Source organism: Mucilaginibacter sp. P2_A4 (assembly GCF_056405015.1).
This window is the reverse complement of the sequence record NZ_JBFUCX010000006.1, coordinates 1-16703: the sequence shown is the minus strand read 5'-3', so window position 1 is coordinate 16703 and position 16703 is coordinate 1. Positions and strand designations below refer to the sequence as shown.

Sequence of the window (16703 nt, the reverse complement as noted above, 5' to 3'; positions counted from 1 at the left end):
CTTTTGCAATAGTTTAAATACTGCCTATTTTTATTTACTCCTTGTATGCATATACAATAAGTAAATAAAATAAACTGATTAAAATATGCGGTGGAGATGTTTAATCGTAGATGATGATCCAATTATTTTAATGATAATTAAAAAATGGACCGACATGGTAGAGCAGCTTGAAGTTGTAGCTGTGTGCAACAGCGCCTTACAGGCAATGGAGACCATGAAAACAGAAAAGATAGATTTACTCTTTCTTGATATACAGATGCCTGAATTATCGGGCATTAGCTTTCTAAGAAGCCTACAAAATCCCCCCAAAGTAATTTTTATAACTGCTTATAAAGAATTTGCTGCCGAAGCTTTTGATTTAAATGCGGTGGATTTTTTACTAAAGCCAATAAGCCTGGAGCGTTTTTTTAAAGCTGTTAATAAGGTCATCGAGGCCGGCATTTCTCCTGAAGAAGGACTGAATATCCATGTAGAACGCGAATGCTTGTATCTTAAAGCAAACAGAAAAACAGTTAAGATTTTTTTGGACGAAATTATTTACATAGAGAGCGCTAAAAATTACATTAAGATTTACAGACAGCTTAATGCACCTTTAGTAGTTAAGTATTCTTTAACAGCATTGGAAGCAAAGTTACCGCATAATTTATTTGCCCGGGTCCATCGGTCTTTTATTGTCGCGGTCAGCAGAATTACTGCCTTTACCAATTACGATGTTGAAATTGGTAAAATCGAAATACCAATAGGAAGACAATATGTGGGGCAATGGAAAAGATTATCGAAGAAGAGTAAGGTTTTGGCATAAAAACTTAGGGGCAGTTTAAATTTCATTTTGAAATAATCTTACAAAAAACACCACATTCAAAAAACTTTTGTCATCCTGAACGCAGTGAAGGATCTGTTATGCGCCATGCATTTTCGCCCTGTGCAGTCTGCGAATAGAACCTTCGTTCCTACCCATGACAAGTTGTAAAATCCCAGACTTACGAAGTTTTAAAAACTTCGTAAGTCTTTCGCCGCTTGTCATTTCACGTTCAGAATTTCACCGATTTTAAAACTTGCAAGGACATGTTTTTTTAGGAAAACCTCTACTTCAACACATCCAAAACCCTGAACATTTTCTCCTTTATCCCCCTGCCAGATCCATTGTAGTTGTTAACCATGATAGAAAAACAAAGCTCGCGCCCGTTGTGGTTTTGGTAACCGGCATAGCACAGCACGCTGTTGATGCTGCCGCTTTTCATTTTCATGTTGCTGTAAACGGGCAGACTCTCATACAGATCATTAAACCAACTTTCCTTTTTGGCAGATTGCAGAATTTTGGCCAGTGTATTGGTAGTTACCCTATCTCCGGGCGATAGTCCGCTGCCATCATAGGTATTGATGCTGTTAGGGTCGATGCCGCGTGCCTGCCAAAATTTTCTGACTTCCTCTGCACCATTGGTCGTGGTTGGCTTTTTGCCCTGCTTCCAGGCAATGGTTTTAAGTAATTGCTCGGCATACAGGTTTATACTTTTTTGGTTGAGCCAGTAAATGATCTTACTCAACGGCGGCGACTGAATGGTTGCCAGATTTTTTGCAATCAGCGGAGCCTGTAATCCTTTAGCGGTTAGTGTTGTAACCGATTCCGGATCATTGCTTATGGTGATACCTAATTTTTTCAGCGTATCCGCCAAACGCAGGGCGGCATCATAGGCAGCATCGGGCAGGGCGGCCGAGATACTTTTTTTCTCCTGGTCTGTAGCGTAGCTCCCCCGCAAGTACATTACTTTGCTGCCAACCGGTAAAAAGGCATAGGCGTTATCCCCACTCCCTGCCGAACCATTCAGCAATTCGCTTTTAAAGGTAAGGTATGGGATGTTGGGTACGGTGTGCGAGATACCAATCAGGTTACCGGCAATACCTGTGCGCAATTTAATATCAAACTGATTTTCGCGCCAGCAAAGGCCAGATGTTCCGGCACCGTAGTAGTTGCCTATATCCTGCCATATCCAGCCTTCGGGGATTGATTGTGTGCCGAAGATACTGTCATCGCCAATAATTCGTCCGTTTATTTTTTTGATGCCTGCGGTTTTCAGTGCATCGGTCATTAAAGCCAATACGTGCGCTTCTTTGGTTTGCTCGTAACGCCAGCTGCCCAGGGTTGGGTCGCCGGCACCTTTGATGATGACATCGCCGTTGAGGGTACCATCGGTGGTGATCTCTCCACTGTAACCCAGTTGGGTTTGGTATCTGAAATCGGCACCTAAAACATTAAAAGCGGTGATGCTGGTGATAGTTTTAAGTGTTGATGCCGTAGCCAAACCCATGTTAGGGTTTGCGGCAAACACCTGCTCGCCGGTTTTAGCATCAATAACGGTTAACGACAGCGATGCATAAGTACACTGGCTATCGGCCTGTAACCTGTTAAAAGCTGTCGCTAATTTTTGCTGAAGATCCTGGGCGTAAACCCTTCCGCTTAAAATAAATAAACTAACTATTAATAACCGCTTCATCCTCATGCTTAACGTTCCTTTGCGATATATAATATATTGGGATACCTATCAACACGATCCCTAAACCAAATACCGAATAAGTACTTTTGTAAACCAGCAATAAAATACAAAATGCTATACCCATTAAAATGTAAATGGCAGGCAATACAGGATAGCCAAATGCTTTGTAAGGGCGTTCGGTGTTAGGTAGTTTAGCCCTTAAAATGTAGATACCTACAATAGTAAGTACATAAAATATAACAACTACCAAAGATATCATATCCAGCAGATCGCCATAACGGCCGCTTAAGCAAAGCACTGATGCAACTAAGGCCTGAATCCATAAGCCAAATTCCGGAACCGCAAATTTATTGAGCGTGCCGGTACGTTTAAAAAACACACCATCCTTAGCCATGGTATAATAAACCCTTGCGCCTGATAATATTAAGCCGTTGTTGCAGCCAAAGGTTGATATCATAATCATCACTGCAATAATGTAGGTACCTACATTACCAAAAATAACGTGCGATGCTGCTACAGCTACCCTATCCTTATCGGCCACAGAAATTTCATGCAGCGAAAGCACACCGGTGTAAACCACATTGGCCAGTACATAAATCAATGTAACAATGATGGTACCAAACATCATGCTTAGCGCCACATCGCGTTTGGGGTTCTTCATTTCGCCGGCCACAAAGGTTACGCTATTCCAGGCATCACTGCTAAAAATAGAGCCTACCATAGCCGCGGCTACAGCGCCCAAAGCAGTACCTACGGTTAATTGAGTAATGGTGCCATCCTTGTTGAGGTTGTGCAAATCCCAGGCATTTGTCCAGTTGGCTGTCCAGATATCTCCTTTAAATGCCAAAAATCCAAAACCTATCAAACCAAAAAGGCTGATGAGTTTGGTCATAGTAAAAGTTGTTTGTATCAGCTTGCCACCTTTTACACCACGGGTATTTATGAATGTGAGGATGATGATCAGTATGATGGATACTACCTGTGCGGCACTGATTTTGATAGAGCCTAAATTGAATAGAATATTATCCTCGCTAAAAGCAGGGATCAAATAAGCCGTAAATTTTGAGAAAGCCACACCTACGGCAGCAATAGTTCCGGTTTGGATTACCGCGAAAAAACTCCATCCGTATAAAAAAGCAATGAGTTTATTATAGGCTTCCTTCAAATAAACGTACTGCCCGCCTGCTTTGGGGAACATACCGCTGAGCTCGCCATAACTTAAGGCAGCGGTTAAAGTCATAAAGCCAGTGATAACCCAAATTGCTATAAGCCAGCCTGCTGAGCCAACATTGCGTATAATATCTGCACTAACTATAAATATACCTGAACCTATCATGGAGCCTGATACCAGCATGGTACCATCCAGCAGGCTCAGTTCATGTTTCATTTTGGGTTGTCCGGGATCTTTTGCCATAAATTGTTTTAGGGTTTAAAGTCCTAAACTATTCAAAAACTTTAATATTGACAGGCTATTGTAAAGAAAATAAAATCACTATTTTGCAACCACCAATTACACCTGTTATACTTAACACCAAAAAGTACTACATTATAAACCAAACTTGTGACTATGGATTTTCTGAACAATTACTTAATTTATTTGATTCCGGTTTTTGGGCTCATCGGCATTGCCGCAATGGCCATTAAAGCCGCGTGGGTTACCAAACAAGATGCCGGCGATGGCGATATGGTAAAACTATCGGGCTATATTGCTGATGGGGCAATGGCCTTTTTACGTGCCGAGTGGAAAGTACTGAGCTACTTTGTAGTAGTTGCCGGTGTATTACTGGCCTGGAGCGGCACTACGGTTGCTACCTCAAGCCCGGTTATTGCCGTGTCATTTGTAGTAGGCGCATTTTTATCGGCCTTTGCAGGTTATATGGGTATGCGTATTGCTACCAAAGCTAACGTGCGTACTACACAAGCTGCGCGTACCAGCCTTGCACAAGCTTTAAGGGTTTCTTTTACCGGGGGTACCGTAATGGGCCTTGGTGTTGCCGGCCTGGCCATTATTGGTTTAGGCTCGCTGTTTATTGTGTTTTATACGGTATATGTTAAAAACACAGGGGGCACCGTTAATGGCGAGGCCATGGCTAAAGCACTTGATGTTTTAGCCGGATTTTCGTTAGGATCTGAATCCATAGCCCTATTTGCCCGTGTGGGAGGTGGTATTTACACCAAGGCCGCGGATGTTGGCGCCGACCTTGTGGGTAAGGTAGAAGCCGGAATCCCCGAGGATGATGTACGTAACCCTGCTACTATTGCCGATAACGTAGGCGATAACGTAGGTGACGTTGCCGGTATGGGTGCCGATTTATTTGGATCATACGTAGCAACTATGCTGGCTACCATGGTTTTGGGCCGCGAAATTGTATCGCACGACAAATTTGGTGGTATTGCCCCAATATTGCTCCCTATGGTTATTGCAGGTTTAGGCCTGATATTCTCCATAGTTGGTGCATCACTGGTGAAGATTAATAAGGAAACTGATAGTGTACAAAAAGCTTTAAACATAGGTAACTGGGCATCTATCATTTTAACTGCCATTGCTACTTATTTTGTGGTACAATGGATGTTACCTGCTGATAGCTTCCACATGGTACGTGATGAGGATGCCAACCATGCTATAAAAGCAGGGTCGTTGGTATTTACTAAAAACGGTGTATTTATGTCAATTGCGGTAGGTTTAATAGTAGGTACATTAATGTCTCTTATTACCGAGTATTACACGGCTATGGGTAAACGCCCTGTACTGAGCATCATCCGCCAGTCATCAACCGGGCATGCTACCAATATTATTGGCGGCTTAGCTGTAGGTATGGAATCAACCGTATTGCCTATCCTGGTTTTAGCATCGGGGATTTATGGGTCATACCATTTTGCAGGATTATACGGGGTTGCTATCGCTGCAGCAGGCATGATGGCCACTACAGCCATGCAATTAGCCATTGATGCTTTCGGACCAATTGCCGATAATGCCGGTGGTATTGCCGAAATGAGTCGCCTGCCCGAGGAAGTACGTCACCGTACAGACAATTTAGATGCCGTAGGTAACACTACCGCCGCTACAGGCAAGGGTTTTGCCATTGCTTCGGCTGCATTAACCTCACTGGCCTTATTCGCGGCATTTGTGGGTGTTGCAGGTATCGAGCATATTGACATTTACAAGGCTGATGTTTTAGCCGGTTTATTTGTGGGTGGTATGATCCCTTTTATCTTCTCGGCATTGTGTATCTCAGCAGTTGGCCGTGCAGCTATGGCGATGGTTGAAGAAGTTCGCCGCCAGTTCCGCGAGATTCCGGGCATTATGACCTATGAAGGCAAACCCGAATATGAAAAATGCGTAGCTATATCAACCAAAGCGTCTATCCGTGAAATGGTTGCCCCTGGTTTGATAGCGCTCATTACGCCAATTATTATCGGTTTCTCTTTCGGCCCCGAAGTGTTGGGTGGTTTATTGGCCGGCGTTACCGTATCCGGCGTACTGATGGGCCTTTTCCAGAGCAACGCCGGTGGTGCTTGGGATAATGCTAAAAAATCATTCGAAAAAGGTTGTTTGATCAATGGCGAGATGTTTTACAAAAAATCAGAACCACATAAAGCATCAGTAACCGGTGATACGGTAGGTGATCCGTTCAAGGATACCTCAGGCCCGTCAATGAATATTTTGATCAAGCTGATGTCTATCGTTTCGTTGGTTATTGCACCACATTTAAACGCAAACCGCGTTGCTCCAACGGCGATGAAAAACGAAGTTAAAAAACAAATTACGGTACAGGCTTTTGTATCGCCTATAACTAAGGTTGATAAGAAAGGCTAATAACCAGTTTGGGATATTTAAGAAAAGCCACCTGATGAGGGTGGCTTTTTTTGTAAGTGATTGTTTTAAAATTTCAGGAAACGCTGAAGGTAATATGACGTTTTTAAAGGTTTGTCATCCTGAACGCAGTGAATGATCTATTCACAGACTGTACAGGGCGAAGAAGCAGGGCGAATAACAGATCCTTCACTGCGTTCAGGATGACAAAAAGTTTTTTTTCGAAAACATCATCCGTAGTTGATAAAACTTTTAAAACGTTGAAGGATGAAATGACGTTTAAAAAAGAGTTGTCCTGCTGAGCCTGTCGAAGCATGTGGGCAAAGGCCTCTGCGCGCAACCTTTCGACAGGCTCAGGGTTGACAGGCCTTTTTTAGAATAGAGCACTAAAATATTTTTAATTACATTCGTTCATAATGGAAACCGCTGAAAGTATAAGCATTAAATACATAGTACTTCTCACTGCTTCTTTGCTATTTGAGTACTATATTTTATTCCTTTCTTCATTGCATATTCCAGAATTTATTCCTTTTACACAAATAAACCTAAATGGACTTGTACTGATGATTATTTTCATAAGTATACTTATCTTTTTTTTAAAGGAATTAATTAAAATAAACCAGCAGCTTTCCGTAACCTATTTAACCCTCTATGGGGCCGCGATCTGTTTTCTTTCCTAAGTACTATTTCAAGGATATCAATGGCATCTTTTTCCCGAAGATGGGTTTCTTGCTTATCTAAAACGAGCTATTGTACTTACAGTTTATTTAGCAATCGTTTCTTTTTTTATAGCATTTCAATTAAAAACAAAGCGTACAGGCAGGCTAATATCATTTATCGTGGCATTTATGCTCTTACTTAAGTTGATAGACTATATTTCTCCAACGTTTTTTAAAGTCAAATAAAAGGAAACTATATGTGAGGCGTTAAACTCCTGTTACGTAGAAAGCTAAACAGCCTTTTCCATCACCCTTGAGTATTGTTATCGGCAACAACAGCTCCGGGTATTAAGATTAATTTGTATAAACAAAACAAGGTTCGGTCAACATTTGCGCTCAAATCTTCTTTATTTACCAAACAATTTCCGCCCAGTTTCCACAACACAATTAAATATTTTTTCCTTAAAAACAGGAGTGTTATCAAGACACTATTATTTATCCAATTGCACAATAAATGAGGCACTTACTCAGCTACAAGCAAAATCAATCCTGTCCGCTTTTCCCAACTTTAATTGGGGTAATTTATGCGCATCCATTCTTACATTCGGCCCTTTATCTTTTCAATAAATTTAAGTACGTTTGGGGAAATGTAAATTTTTAATTTTTTAGACTGATCTTACTAATTTAAAATGAAGTTATTTATTAAAAAACCTATTGCGCAATTGATGGCTGCTTCGGCAGAAACGGAGAAAACGCTGAAAAGGACTTTAGGCGTTGGATCGCTTATAGCTTTGGGTATTGGTGCAATTATCGGCGCCGGTATCTTTGTGCGAACGGCAGCAGCCGCGGGTGAACATGCCGGTCCGGCTGTTACCATTTCATTCCTTATAGCCGCATCTGGTTGCGCGCTGGCCGGTTTATGCTATGCAGAATTTGCCAGTATGATCCCTATTGCCGGTTCGGCTTACACCTATTCATATGCCACCATGGGCGAGTTTATTGCCTGGATAATTGGATGGGATTTGGTATTGGAGTATGCATTAGGTGCAGCAACAGTATCCATTGGATGGTCGCAGTACTTTAACGAGTTTTTACACACCTTTTTTAATGTGCACATACCCTATCAATGGGCGCACTCGTTTTTTGAAACATCCAATACAACCGCTGGTATGTATGCCGCAGAAGTGGGCACCAGGGGTATTGTCAACTTACCAGCTATCCTGATCCTGTTCCTGTTAACCTTATTGCTTATAAAAGGTACAGCAGAATCTGCCATGGTAAACAACATTATTGTGGTTATTAAAGTTGCCATTGTATTAATGATCATTGGGTTAGGCTGGCATTTTATCAATCCGGCATTACACACTCCATACATGATCCCTGCTGATGCAGGCACGGTAAAAGTGAGCACAGGTGTTGTAAATTATGGCGATACCTTTAATCATGGCTGGCTTGGTGTATTACGTGGTGCCAGTGTGGTATTCTTCGCTTTTATTGGTTTTGATGCCGTTTCAACTGCCGCGCAGGAAGCAAAAAATCCGCAAAGAGATATGCCTAAAGGTATCCTGATATCATTGGTTATCTGTACTGCACTTTACATCTTGTTCTCTCACGTATTAACCGGTTTGGTATCATACAAAGAATTCCTTATCCAGGGTAAAGAAGCATCTGTAACTTATGCTATTAAAGCTGCTATGGGTCCAAGCTACCATTGGTTGGCTAACCTGGTAACAGTGTCTATCCTTGCAGGTTTCTCATCAGTTATCCTCGTGATGTTAATGGGCCAAACCCGTGTATTCTATACCATGAGTACTGATGGTTTAATCCCTAAGATCTTCTCCAAACTACACCCTAAATTCCAAACACCTTACAAATCACAATGGTTATTCTTTGGTTTTGTGTCCTTGTTTGCAGGTTTCATTCCTGACAGAATAGTGGGTGACATGGTAAGTATAGGCACCTTGTTTGCATTCGTACTGGTTTGTTTTGGTATCATGATCTTACGTAATACCGATCCACATTTGGTTCGTCCGTTCAAAACACCTATTTATTACATTGTTTGCCCGCTTGGCGCGCTGATCTGCTTAGGTATGATTGCTTCTGAAGGCTGGGAAAACTGGGCAAGGCTAATAGTTTGGTTGCTTATAGGCTTTGTGATCTATTTTGGTTACAGCATTAAACGTTCGCACGTTAGGCATGGCAAGGTTGAAGCCGCCGTTGATCCTATTAATCCAAAATATGTTGAATAACATAGAACTATATTAATAATAACAAAAAAGGTTCTGGATTTTTCAGAACCTTTTTTGTTACCCTATATTTATTAGTTCGTAGTATTTTCTTATTATCTTCATACTGATTTTAATTGTAACAGCTTTAAGTTTCCGGTCAAAGTCAAAATAAACAAAACACTATCACCATGCAGCCACTAATTTTCAGGGAAATATTATCCGTTACGATGATCCTCTTTGCCATTATTGATATACTGGGCGCTATACCTGTAATTATCCAGGTGCGTCAACGTGTAGGGCATATCGAATCGGAAAAGGCAAGTATAGCAGTGTTGGTTTTAATGGTTGTTTTTTTGTTTGTTGGCGATGAACTATTAGCTATTATCGGTTTAGATATATCATCTTTTGCCATAGCAGGTTCGCTGGTGATATTTATTATAGCCATGGAGATGGTGTTAGGGGTTGACTTTTTTAAAGAAGAGATCCCGCAGTCAGCCTCCATTGTGCCTATCGCCTTCCCGCTTATTGCCGGTGCAGGAACCATGACCACCCTGCTTTCGTTAAAATCGCAGTATCAAACGCAAAACATTATAGTTGGCATTATACTCAATACCATCGTTGTTTACATCGTATTAAAAAATGTAAAATTCCTGGAAAAGCTACTAGGCCCCGTGGGCTTAAGCATCCTGCGTAAATCCTTCGGAATTATTTTGCTGGCTATCGCGATAAAGCTGTTTAGGGCTAATACGCATTTGTAGATGTGCAGATGATAGATTTCAGATGTGCAGATGGGGCTGAAAAAATGCCTGCTTGCGAGTGAACTCGAGGTCCACAAAGTAATTTTTCAAATTTAAAAAAATAGAACCTAACCTGATTATTTTCAACTCCCTATGAGCTTTGACACCAACAAAATAAATAAGTTTTGGGATTGGTTTAAACCCATATCAGATGATCTGTTAGATCACACCACCAATGAAAATTTAATAAGTCTGTTGGATGGCCAAATTAATAAACTTGGTCCGGTTGATTGGGAAATTGGGCCATGGGAAGATGGCTTACAATTTTTGGCCATTTCTCCTAACCTAAATATTGATATGTTGGTGTTTACTCAACAGATAATTGCATTGGCGCCACCTTGCGAAGGCTGGTATTTTCTACCTTCAAAACCACCCAAAGATTGGATGGGCATTTGGAAGATGAATAACGAGAGAGGTGCAAAAATATTGGTTGACTCCAGTGAATGGCAATATATCCTTTATCAATTTGATGATGAAACATTTGATATAGACATCAAAACAACCGAATTTGACGGCAATTGGGAAACCAAAAGGCTTGCCGTTGATATTGCTCTAACAGGATATTTAGGTGAAGAATGCTTTATGCTGATGATACAGGATATTCAAATAGTTAATGCATTTGACGATGCTGTTAAAAGCAAAGCTACGCTGCTTAGAAACATAAAAAAGCATGTTGAAAATATCCAATGAGCACTGAATTAAAAAACAAAGCTTACCTCCTTGCCTCAAGACTAATGCACCAGGGACATGATTATGAAGTTATCCGTGCCCGGATGGATAAAGAAGGCATACCGGAAGAGCTGATAGAGCAGGTATTTATAAACCTGGTTAAACAGAAAAAGGTTGAAATAGCCAAAGAACAAAAGCCTTTTTACAACATTGCACTAATAAAAATAGGTATCGGTATTTTGTTGGCCATTGTATCAATGATAATAGTTCCAGGTTATATTGTTCTTCCTATCGGCTTAATAGTCGGTGGTATTGCTTCCGCTATTTTCTTTAAACCAAACAAAAAATAAACGCTACTATCAGCTTACAGCGCTGTAACTTTCTTTCCTTTGCTAAACTTTTCCCTTAATGCGGTCATTTTACGCTCGAAGAAATGATATTGCAGATAAGATACAACTATAGTTAATACCCAAACTACAGTAATATAAGCATAGCCGTTCAGCTTCCAGTTAAACTTGTTAGAAAATATGAAAACCACCATGATAACAATAGGATGTAACAGGTAAAGCGAATACGATATGAGGCTAATAAAGGTAACGGGGCCCCGAATAAACTTACTGATCTTATCTACTTTTATTTCATACATCAACGGAATGAGCGCGGCAAGGGACACACTCAAAAAAGTAAACACAACTGTTTTTTGTAAAATATCTGAGTAAGGAATATGAAGTAAACCAGAACTATAAAAAAAGCTTATAACTCCAATAAACAAGGCTAATCCAATGGAGAAAAATAAGCCTTTATATTTATAAAAAAAGTCTGCGTGGTAATATTTCAGGTAAGATAACAACACGCCTGTACCAATGGCATCAAGCCTAAGCGGAACCATTTTTCTGAAGCCCTGATCCCATTTTAAATCCATATTATTCAACGCTAAATAAACCCTGAGTAAAAGCGGGAACAAAACAAAAACGAGAGCGACAACTAAAAATGCTTTTGATTTACTTTTAATGAGGTATTGCATCCCAAACAGGAATAACGGAAACAGTAAATAAAACCACTCCTCTATACTTAAACTCCATGATACACCAAATATATTTTCGGGCATTGGGGTAAAAAAGTTCTGTAAAAAAACCAAATAAGTAAAATTATTACTTACGCTAAAAATAAGGTGATGGTAACTTGGATAGTACAACAATTCATAAATGATGATCACCAGGTAATAGTTGGGGAGCGTTCTGAACCAGCGCCGGATCCAAAATAACTTTATGGAAGAAAAGCTTGTAATGCCCGAATAATTATGGGTCTTTATTAAAATACTTCCGATTAAAAAACCGCTCAGTACAAAGAAAGCTTCAACGCCTATTAAGCCCCAATAGCGAGTTATGATTTCAAGGGTAGGATTTGCGAATTTTAAAGAAAAAGTATGCGCTATTAATACTAAAATTATCGCGATGCATCTTAAAAAATCAAGCCCGAATACTCTTACTTTTTGATCACCCATGCAGGCCTAAATATAACAGAAGCAAATCATTTTCAAATCCTCCAATCAGCCATTTTTCAAACTCCTAACAACCTTGCCACAAACATGGTATCAGCCTTATGCTCGTATCCTTTCAGCACCTTGCTTTCTTCAAGCTTTAAACCCAATTCCTTTACCAGATAATCAACTACTTGCTCATTCTCGCCTTTAAAGGCCGAGCAGGTGATATAAATCAATGGCTTGCCGGCTTTTAAGTATTTCACCACGTTTTGCGCGATACTTTTTTGCAGGCGCTGAAAAAATTCAATTTTGGGTGGCATAAACTGGGCTATCATTTCGGGTGTTCGGCCCCAGGTGCCCGATCCGCTACAGGGAGCATCTAAAATAATGCCGTCAAATTCATAGTCATGCAGGGATTGGTCAATGTTGGTAGTCAGGTCCAATACCTTTTTCTGATACTTGGTTAGGCCCGCCAATTGGAAACGCTCATCCAGGTTAGCCAGTACCGACTCCCGGATATCCGATACAACCAATTTTATATTTGGCTCGTCCTCATGCAATAACAGCGATTTACCGCCGGATGCAGCGCAGGCATCCCACCAGCTATCCCAGCGCTTTGGCTTAAAAAACCCGCCAGTTTGCTGCGATGAAAGATCCTGCACTTCAAACCAATGCTGTTTAGGAAATATGGTTTCTAAGCGGGTACCGTTGGGTAATGAATAACATCCGTTACTTTCATCCTTAAACGCTATCTCGGCTTTAGTTAGTTCGGCCTTTACCAGGTGATCGTAATTATTACGCACACGTATAAAAAGATCGGGCTGGCAAAAAAAAGATTTTAAAAACGCGTCTTTGTCTATTCCGTCAGAAACCTGATCCATCCACGGAAACACATCCTCCAGCTTAAAAGCCGGGTACGCATTTTTTACCAGGGCAAGCTTGTCATCAACATTAAAATTAATACAAGCGGCCCAATCGGGTTTAAAATGCTGTAAAAAGGAATTGCTTTGGGTATTGCATAAAAATTCGGCAACAATCAACCGTTCATCTGTAGCCAGGTTGGGCAAGGCCTGCCCTATACGGAAATAGTTATATATTAAACGATTGGCTACCCGCCTATCGGTAGATCCCATCTGCTTGTTTTGCCTGTAAAACCCTGGTAAAAATTTACTTAATGGCGTATCAACCGGGTATTCACCTATTATTCGCTGAAACGTTTTAAGTTGATTTATTGCCTTCATTCTACCTGTTTTAGCTCAAAGTTACTGTACATTAATATATTGACATGCGTGTTCACCCACCCTAATGGTCCCTTTTTTTCAAAGTGAAAATTATTGTGCAAGCCGGTAAAATCCGCCTTATCCAATGCTTCAAAATTACTATCAATCAGCTGTTTACCAAAAAACAAACCTTCATCAAACCCCTTTATGGCATAATCGGTAGGTTCAACATGGTAAAGCCGATGATATACCCTGATAAACTCCATACTGGCATCAGACTTGTAATCAACCTGATCTGCAGATGTTATATGGGTTTTTAAGCGCTGCAAAATATCCACTTTCAAAAAACTGTATTTCTCCCAGCTTGGGTGCCCAAACAGCACCACCGGATAATGCCTGTTCAACGTATCTAACGACCGGAGGGTTACGCTTAAAAACGCCTGATCGGTAGCGGCTACAACAAATACATTTTGCTCAGTTTTTGAAAGCTGGGGAATTAGCCCGGCCAACTGCCCTTTTGATATGATAACCGTAATTATTTTAACCTTCTTTTTGGTTAAGCTATCCGTAGCATTTTTAAAGCCCCTTACATAATCTTGCTCCTGACTGAATCCCGAACGTAGAATAAAGATTTTTTTAGGCTTTAATTTATTGCAGATATATTGCGCTGCGCCCCAGCCATGATACTCCAAAGGCGGCATTACAGTGATCAAATTACGGCTGTTGATGGTGGCAGGCGATGCAGGCGAAAGCGGTGAAACAATTGGTGCTTTTGTATTAAGCACCTCTGCAAATACTTTTATGCCATCAGGAAAAACAGGACCAACTATCAAGTCGCTATTTTTAATGAGCGGATTAAAGGCAAGGCTGTGAGCCTGCGCGGCATCATCCTTTGAGTCGTATAAATGCAGTTTAAAATTAGCGCCGGCAGCAGTTAATGAATCCAAAGCCATTTTAAAACCCTGGTAATACTCCACGCTCATGTTGGCTTTTGTCAAGCCCGCCGAAGTATATTTTGCCCCCGGTTTCAGGTGATCCAGGCCCATAGGCAGAATCATGGCTATATTTAGCTGTTTTGCCTCCGCCGGTTTGGTAGTTGCTTTTTCGGCAACCTTCTTTTCGGGTTCTTTTTCAGTTTGTTTTTTTACGGGTGCAGTTACCGGCCGCAGTTTTGGAGAACATGCAGCCAGTAACATTACCGCTATAAAAAATAATAACCATTTATTCCCACTCAATTGTTGCAGGCGGTTTCGAACTGATATCATATACTACCCGGTTAATTCCTTTTACGTTATTGATGATCTCGTTACTGATCTTGGCCAGCAGATCATAAGGTAAATGGCACCAATCGGCTGTCATTCCATCCAATGACTCTACAGCGCGCAGGCAAATTACGTTCTCGTAAGTACGCTCATCGCCCATTACCCCTACCGACTGTACCGGCAAAAATATTGCGCCGGCCTGCCAAACCTTATCGTAAACACCATATGACCGTAAATTGTTGATATAAATCGCATCAGCCTCTTGTAATATAGCAACTTTTTGCGGGGTTACATCACCTAATATCCTGATTGCCAGCCCCGGACCAGGAAAAGGATGCCTGCCTAAAATATTAGGATCAATACCTAATGCCTTACCAACACGCCTTACTTCGTCTTTAAACAGGGTATTTAAAGGTTCAACAACCTTAAGTTTCATAAAATCGGGCAGCCCGCCAACGTTATGGTGTGATTTGATGGTAGCCGACGGCCCCTTAACAGAAACCGACTCGATAATATCCGGGTAAATAGTACCCTGGCCAAGCCATTTAACATCCTGAACCTCGTGAGCGGCATCATCAAATACCTCGATAAACACACGGCCTATTGCCTTACGTTTCTTTTCAGGATCGCTTAAGCCTGCCAGCGCATCGTAAAAACGAGTCTTGGCGTCAATACCTTTTATATTTAAGCCCATGTGTTTGTATGAATCAAGCACCTGCTCATATTCATCCTTACGCAAAAGGCCGTTATCAACAAATATACAATGCAAATTTGTGCCGATGGCATGGTGCAGCAATACCGCGGCTACTGATGAATCAACACCACCAGAAAGACCTAATACTACTTTATCATCGCCTAACTTTTCTTTTAAGGCAGCAATAGTGGTTTCGATGAACGAATCGGGAGTCCAATCCTGGTGACACCCGCAGATATCAACTAAAAAGTTCTCCAACAACTGCTTCCCATCAATACTATGGGTCACTTCCGGGTGAAACTGGATACCGTAAGTTTGAGTACCGGTTACCTGGTAGGCCGCAATTTTTACGGTATCTGTACTGGCTATGATCTCAAAGTTATCGCCAATGCTCGATATAGTATCCGCATGCGACATCCAAACCTGCGAGTTCTCAGGTATATTTTTAAACAGCGGATTTGCCTTGTTAACGTATTCTAAATTAGCCCGGCCATACTCACGGGTGCTTGATGGCAATACCTCGCCACCGTGGAAATGTGCCACATATTGTGCTCCGTAACAAACACCTAAAATAGGCCTTGTGTTATGAAATTGCTCAAAATCAAACCGGGGAGCATCTTCCTGGCGTACAGAATAAGGACTGCCGGAAAGGATGATACCTTTTACAGTGCTGTCAATTTCGGGATAATGATTGAAGGGGTGGATCTCACAGTAAATATTGAGCTCCCTGACACGGCGCGCTATAAGTTGGGTAAATTGCGAGCCAAAGTCAAGAATGAGGATTTTTTCTTGCATGGGCAAAGATAGGATTTTGATATGAGATGTGAGATATGAGATTTGAGATTTTTAAAAATGGCGTGTTTTGGTTTCAATTTTTTGTCTGAACTGGAATTTTTAGAATTAAAGAATTATTTGAATTTTATCTTGAGGCTGAATATTCAACGTTCAAATAATTCTATACATTCCTAAATTCGTTTAATTCCGGTTCAGACAAAATCATTTGCGCTATGCAAGTCAGTCTTGATACCTGATACTAACTACTCGATACCATTTTCATGGTGTTGCCTGCGGCCCGGGCTGTCCGCTAATACGCCTGCAGGCATTACGCTCATTGGCCGGTACCGCTACCATCCCTAACACATTGTCTGAATCAGAATTTTCAGAATTAAAGAATTAACAGAATTTTACCTAACTTGATTACCCATTTTCCAAAACTGGCAACTGGCAACTGGCAACTGGCAACTGGCAACTGGCAACTGGCAACTGGCAACTGGCAACTGGCAACTGGCAACTGGCAACTGGCAACTGGCAACTGGCAACTGGCAACTGGCAACTGGCAACTGGCAACTGGCAACTGGCAACTGGCAACTGGCAACACTGGCAAC

General features: G+C 41.2%; 13 protein-coding genes. 7 read left to right on the top strand and 6 right to left on the bottom strand.

Going from position 1 to position 16703, the window contains the following annotated elements; genetic code table 11:
- Nucleotides 1-85 precede the first annotated feature (85 nt).
- Nucleotides 86-802, top strand: coding sequence for a LytR/AlgR family response regulator transcription factor (locus AC1DYB_RS12745; RefSeq protein ID WP_295713369.1), 717 nt, complete (start codon nt 86-88; stop codon nt 800-802).
- 283 nt (nt 803-1085) lie between these two features.
- Here the strand turns inward: AC1DYB_RS12745 and dacB are convergent, their stop codons facing one another.
- Both dacB and AC1DYB_RS12735 read right to left on the bottom strand, forming a co-directional pair.
- Nucleotides 1086-2492 (bottom strand): D-alanyl-D-alanine carboxypeptidase/D-alanyl-D-alanine endopeptidase, encoded by a 1407-nt coding sequence (gene dacB / locus AC1DYB_RS12740; RefSeq protein ID WP_477435373.1) that lies wholly within the window; start codon nt 2490-2492, stop codon nt 1086-1088.
- Nucleotides 2470-3906: an APC family permease gene (locus AC1DYB_RS12735; protein ID WP_477435371.1), complete on the bottom strand. Its 1437-nt coding sequence runs from the start codon at nt 3904-3906 to the stop codon at nt 2470-2472. Before AC1DYB_RS12735 ends, dacB begins: the two co-directional genes overlap by 23 nt.
- Nucleotides 3907-4059: 153 nt before the next feature.
- Here AC1DYB_RS12735 and AC1DYB_RS12730 point away from each other — a divergent pair, with 153 nt between their 5' ends.
- The 5 genes from AC1DYB_RS12730 to AC1DYB_RS12710 all read left to right on the top strand — a co-directional run bounded on the left by AC1DYB_RS12730 (nt 4060) and on the right by AC1DYB_RS12710 (nt 11009).
- Nucleotides 4060-6309 carry a sodium-translocating pyrophosphatase gene (locus tag AC1DYB_RS12730; protein ID WP_477435369.1) on the top strand — a complete coding sequence of 750 codons (2250 nt, stop codon included), beginning with the start codon at nt 4060-4062 and terminating at the stop codon, nt 6307-6309.
- A gap of 1345 nt (nt 6310-7654) precedes the next feature.
- The gene (locus AC1DYB_RS12725; RefSeq protein WP_295713354.1) at nt 7655-9214 is read left to right on the top strand and encodes an amino acid permease; all 1560 of its coding nucleotides are present in this window, start codon (nt 7655-7657) and stop codon (nt 9212-9214) included.
- A gap of 167 nt (nt 9215-9381) precedes the next feature.
- Complete coding sequence (locus AC1DYB_RS12720; RefSeq protein ID WP_295713351.1) at nt 9382-9951, top strand: MarC family protein; 570 nt, start codon at nt 9382-9384, stop codon at nt 9949-9951.
- Between the two features lie 132 nt (nt 9952-10083).
- Entirely contained in the window at nt 10084-10680 is a 597-nt protein-coding gene (locus AC1DYB_RS12715) for a hypothetical protein (RefSeq protein ID WP_477435367.1), read from the top strand.
- Entirely contained in the window at nt 10677-11009 is a 333-nt protein-coding gene (locus AC1DYB_RS12710) for a hypothetical protein (RefSeq protein ID WP_477435365.1), read from the top strand. The genes AC1DYB_RS12715 and AC1DYB_RS12710 overlap by 4 nt, the downstream gene beginning before the upstream one ends.
- Nucleotides 11010-11023: 14 nt before the next feature.
- On the opposite strand, the gene AC1DYB_RS12705 is transcribed toward AC1DYB_RS12710, so the two are convergent.
- Genes AC1DYB_RS12705 through guaA form a run of 4 tightly spaced genes read right to left on the bottom strand, consistent with a single transcriptional unit; the run spans nt 11024 to nt 16113 of the window.
- Entirely contained in the window at nt 11024-12163 is a 1140-nt protein-coding gene (locus AC1DYB_RS12705) for an acyltransferase family protein (protein ID WP_477435363.1), read from the bottom strand.
- A 56-nt stretch (nt 12164-12219) separates the two neighbouring features.
- A complete protein-coding gene (locus tag AC1DYB_RS12700) occupies nt 12220-13383 on the bottom strand; it encodes an RsmB/NOP family class I SAM-dependent RNA methyltransferase (protein ID WP_477435361.1) in 1164 nt (387 codons plus the stop codon).
- Complete coding sequence (locus AC1DYB_RS12695; RefSeq protein WP_477435359.1) at nt 13380-14627, bottom strand: ABC transporter substrate-binding protein; 1248 nt, start codon at nt 14625-14627, stop codon at nt 13380-13382. Before AC1DYB_RS12695 ends, AC1DYB_RS12700 begins: the two co-directional genes overlap by 4 nt.
- Nucleotides 14584-16113, bottom strand: a complete 1530-nt coding sequence (gene guaA / locus AC1DYB_RS12690; protein ID WP_477393751.1) for a glutamine-hydrolyzing GMP synthase — start codon at nt 16111-16113, stop codon at nt 14584-14586. Before guaA ends, AC1DYB_RS12695 begins: the two co-directional genes overlap by 44 nt.
- A 398-nt stretch (nt 16114-16511) precedes the next feature.
- On the opposite strand from guaA, the gene AC1DYB_RS12685 reads away from it, so the two are divergent.
- A partial coding sequence (locus AC1DYB_RS12685; protein ID WP_477435357.1) for a hypothetical protein occupies nt 16512-16703 on the top strand: 192 nt, incomplete at its 3' end.

Excerpts from the sequence above, each read along its gene's own strand:
- AC1DYB_RS12745 (WP_295713369.1), top strand. The coding sequence starts at position 86 with ATGCGGTGGAGATGTTTAATCGTAGATGATGATCCAATTATTTTAATG.
- dacB (WP_477435373.1), bottom strand. The coding sequence starts at position 2,492 with ATGAAGCGGTTATTAATAGTTAGTTTATTTATTTTAAGCGGAAGGGTT.
- AC1DYB_RS12735 (WP_477435371.1), bottom strand. The coding sequence starts at position 3,906 with ATGGCAAAAGATCCCGGACAACCCAAAATGAAACATGAACTGAGCCTG.
- AC1DYB_RS12730 (WP_477435369.1), top strand. The coding sequence starts at position 4,060 with ATGGATTTTCTGAACAATTACTTAATTTATTTGATTCCGGTTTTTGGG.
- AC1DYB_RS12725 (WP_295713354.1), top strand. The coding sequence starts at position 7,655 with ATGAAGTTATTTATTAAAAAACCTATTGCGCAATTGATGGCTGCTTCG.
- AC1DYB_RS12720 (WP_295713351.1), top strand. The coding sequence starts at position 9,382 with ATGCAGCCACTAATTTTCAGGGAAATATTATCCGTTACGATGATCCTC.
- AC1DYB_RS12715 (WP_477435367.1), top strand. The coding sequence starts at position 10,084 with ATGAGCTTTGACACCAACAAAATAAATAAGTTTTGGGATTGGTTTAAA.
- AC1DYB_RS12710 (WP_477435365.1), top strand. The coding sequence starts at position 10,677 with ATGAGCACTGAATTAAAAAACAAAGCTTACCTCCTTGCCTCAAGACTA.
- AC1DYB_RS12705 (WP_477435363.1), bottom strand. The coding sequence starts at position 12,163 with ATGGGTGATCAAAAAGTAAGAGTATTCGGGCTTGATTTTTTAAGATGC.
- AC1DYB_RS12700 (WP_477435361.1), bottom strand. The coding sequence starts at position 13,383 with ATGAAGGCAATAAATCAACTTAAAACGTTTCAGCGAATAATAGGTGAA.
- AC1DYB_RS12695 (WP_477435359.1), bottom strand. The coding sequence starts at position 14,627 with ATGATATCAGTTCGAAACCGCCTGCAACAATTGAGTGGGAATAAATGG.
- guaA (WP_477393751.1), bottom strand. The coding sequence starts at position 16,113 with ATGCAAGAAAAAATCCTCATTCTTGACTTTGGCTCGCAATTTACCCAA.